A 3,278-nucleotide genomic window follows, 5' to 3' on the forward strand; every position below is an offset into this window, starting at 1 on the left:
CTGCCTGAGTTGGTAATGGCCCCTACAAAAGCGGGAATGGCGGGCAACAAAAAGGCCCCCAATCGGGAGCCTTGATGTTCAGGCCTTCAACTTACATGTTCGGGTAAGTCGGGCCGCCAGCACCTTCCGGTGTGACCCAAGTGATGTTCTGTGCAGGGTCCTTGATGTCGCAGGTCTTGCAGTGAACGCAGTTCTGGGCGTTGATCTGGAAGCGCTTCTCGCCGTCTTCCTGGGTGATCACTTCGTACACGCCGGCCGGGCAGTAACGCTGGGCAGGCTCATCGTACAGCGGCAGGTTTTTGCTGATCGGGATGCTTGGATCGGCCAGTTTCAAGTGGCATGGCTGTTCTTCTTCGTGGTTGGTACCGGAGATGAACACCGAGCTGAGTTTGTCGAAGCTGATCTTGCCGTCCGGTTTCGGGTAGTCGATCTTCTTGCAGTCGGCGGCGAGCTTGAGGCAGGCGTAATCCGGCTTGGTGTCGTGCAAGGTGAACGGCAGTTTGCCGCCGAAGATGTTCTGGTCCAGCCAGTTGAAACCACCGCCGACGATCGCGCCGAACTTGTGGATCGCCGGGCCGAAGTTGCGGCTGGCGAACAGTTCGTCGTAGAGCCAGCTCTTTTTGAACGCTTCAACGTAAGTGGTCAGCTCTTCGGTGCCGTCTTTCTCGGCGAACAGCGCCTCGGCCACGGATTCAGCGGCGAGCATGCCAGACTTCATCGCGGTGTGGCTGCCTTTGATCTTGGCGAAGTTCAGGGTGCCGAGGTCGCAACCGATCAGCGCACCGCCCTTGAAGACCATTTTCGGCAGCGAGTTCAGGCCGCCTTTGCAGATGGCACGCGCGCCGTAGCTGATGCGCTTGCCGCCTTCCAGGTACTGCTTGAGCACCGGGTGGTGCTTGAGGCGCTGGAACTCATCGAACGGCGACAGGTAAGTGTTGCTGTAGGAGAGATCGACGATCAGGCCGACCACCACCTGGTTGTTTTCCAGGTGATAGAGGAACGAGCCGCCGGTGTTCTCGGTGCCCATGATGTCCAGCGGCCAGCCGGCGGTGTGAACCACCAGGCCTGGCTGATGCTTGGCCGGGTCGATTTCCCAGATTTCTTTCAGGCCGATGCCGTAGTGCTGGGCGTCGGCTTCGCTGTCGAGGTTGAAACGCTTGATCAGCTGTTTGCCGATGTGGCCACGGCAGCCTTCGGCGAACAGCGTGTACTTGCCACGCAGTTCCATGCCCGGGGTGTACAGGCCTTCTTTCGGATTGCCTTCGCGATCAACACCCAGGTCGCCGGTGATGATCCCGCGAACCACGCCGTTCTCGTCGATCAGCGCTTCCTGAGCGGCGAAGCCCGGGTAGATTTCCACGCCGAGGTTCTCGGCCTGCTGAGCGAGCCAACGGCACAGGTTGCCCAGGGAGATGATGTAGTTGCCTTCGTTGTGCATGGTCTTGGGCACAAAGAGGTCAGGAATTTTTTGCGCGCTGTCTGCGTTTTTCAGAACGAAGATGTCATCGCGGGTGACTGGCGTGTTCAGCGGGGCGCCGAGTGCTTTCCAGTCCGGGAACAATTCGTTCAGGGCGCGTGGTTCGAACACGGCACCAGACAGGATGTGAGCACCGACTTCGGAGCCTTTTTCGACCACGCAGACGCTGATTTCCTTACCGGCTTCAGCAGCCTTCTGCTTCAAGCGGCAGGCAGCGGAAAGACCCGCGGGGCCGGCACCGACGATGACGACGTCGAATTCCATGTATTCGCGTTCCACAGGTTATCTCCTACTCAAGGCTCAACAGTTTTTTTTCTAATTGGAGGTTTGGTGTCGCATCCATGAACCCTTGCGCGAGCGCGGAACAGGACAATCGATAGACGACCTTTCTCTCTGGGTGGCGCATTATATCTACACCACTGCCAGCGTCCAATACAAACGTTTGTTTGAATTGGCTCAAAGCCAGAGAAATCAAAGTCACGCGGCTTACGAACGGCCATTTTGCCGTATTGACCGGAATAGGCGTTCCGGTCAAGATACGGGCGGTTTTGCGCTCGCCGTAGGCTGACTATTGGTTTCAAGAGCACCTCTAAAGACAGGGCGATGGCAAGGGCAAGTGATGCGCAGCGCTAGTATGGCGCGCAGTTTACACGCCACGGTATTGAATGACTCGTCGGTCACCACTGACGAACGGTCATCCACATCATGAGCGTTGATCACTTGCCACGTTTGCCGGCGTTTTTGGAGGTGCCCTTGCGCCCGATGAGCATCAACCGCCAGGTTCGCCTAGGCGACTTTCTTTTCACCGGAGAGTAACGAGGAATCCATGAAGGTTCTTGTAGCTGTCAAACGCGTTGTGGATTACAACGTCAAGGTTCGCGTCAAGGCGGACAATTCCGGCGTCGACCTCGCCAACGTCAAGATGTCGATGAACCCGTTCTGCGAAATCGCAGTGGAAGAAGCCGTACGCCTGAAAGAGAAAGGTGTTGCGACTGAAATCGTCGTCGTCTCCGTCGGYCCGTCYACCGCTCAAGAGCAACTGCGCACCGCGCTGGCTCTGGGKGCCGACCGCGCCATCCTCGTCGAATCCGCCGAAGACCTGACTTCGCTGGCCGTTGCCAAACTGTTGAAAGCTGTTGTCGACAAGGAACAGCCTCAGCTGGTGATCCTTGGCAAACAAGCCATCGACAGCGACAACAACCAGACTGGCCAGATGCTCGCTGCATTGAGCGGCTACGGTCAGGGCACGTTCGCRTCCAAAGTTGAAATCAGCGGCGACAGCGTTGCCGTGACTCGCGAAGTCGACGGCGGCGCGCAGACAGTTTCCCTGAAACTGCCGGCCATCGTCACCACCGACYTGCGTTTGAACGAGCCGCGCTACGCGTCCYTGCCAAACATCATGAAAGCCAAGAAGAAGCCTCTCGAAGTGCTGACTCCGGACGCTTTGGGCGTTTCCACCGCCTCCACCAACAAGACCGTGAAAGTCGAAGCGCCTGCTGCACGCAGCGCGGGTATCAAGGTCAAGTCGGTGGCTGAACTGGTCGAGAAACTGAAAAACGAAGCGAAGGTAATCTAATCATGACTATCTTGGTAATCGCTGAACACGACAGCAAAGTAGTGGCTCCGGCCACACTGAACACCGTTGCTGCTGCCGCCAAAATCGGTGGTGACATCCACGTTCTGGTTGCCGGTCAGGGCGTTGGCGCTGTCGCTGAAGCTGCCGCGAAAATCGCTGGCGTGACCAAAGTGCTGGTAGCCGACAACGCTGCCTACGCTCATCAGCTGCCGGAAAACGTAGCGC

General features: G+C 57.8%; 3 protein-coding genes. 2 read left to right on the forward strand and 1 reads right to left on the reverse strand.

Going from position 1 to position 3,278, the window contains the following annotated elements; genetic code table 11:
* Positions 1-91: 91 nt before the first annotated feature.
* Positions 92-1,756, reverse strand: coding sequence for an electron transfer flavoprotein-ubiquinone oxidoreductase (locus AC1DSG_RS29435; protein WP_477794015.1), 1,665 nt, complete (start codon positions 1,754-1,756; stop codon positions 92-94).
* A 547-nt stretch (positions 1,757-2,303) separates the two neighbouring features.
* Between AC1DSG_RS29435 and AC1DSG_RS29440 the strand changes: the two genes are divergently transcribed.
* A complete protein-coding gene (locus tag AC1DSG_RS29440) occupies positions 2,304-3,053 on the forward strand; it encodes an electron transfer flavoprotein subunit beta/FixA family protein (RefSeq protein ID WP_007945693.1) in 750 nt (249 codons plus the stop codon).
* 2 nt (positions 3,054-3,055) lie between these two features.
* Positions 3,056-3,278, forward strand: a 223-nt coding sequence (locus tag AC1DSG_RS29445) for an adenine nucleotide alpha hydrolase family protein (RefSeq protein ID WP_477794016.1), incomplete at its 3' end; no start/stop codon positions are given.

The sequence above is a fragment of the Pseudomonas sp. P5_A12 genome, assembly GCF_056400685.1.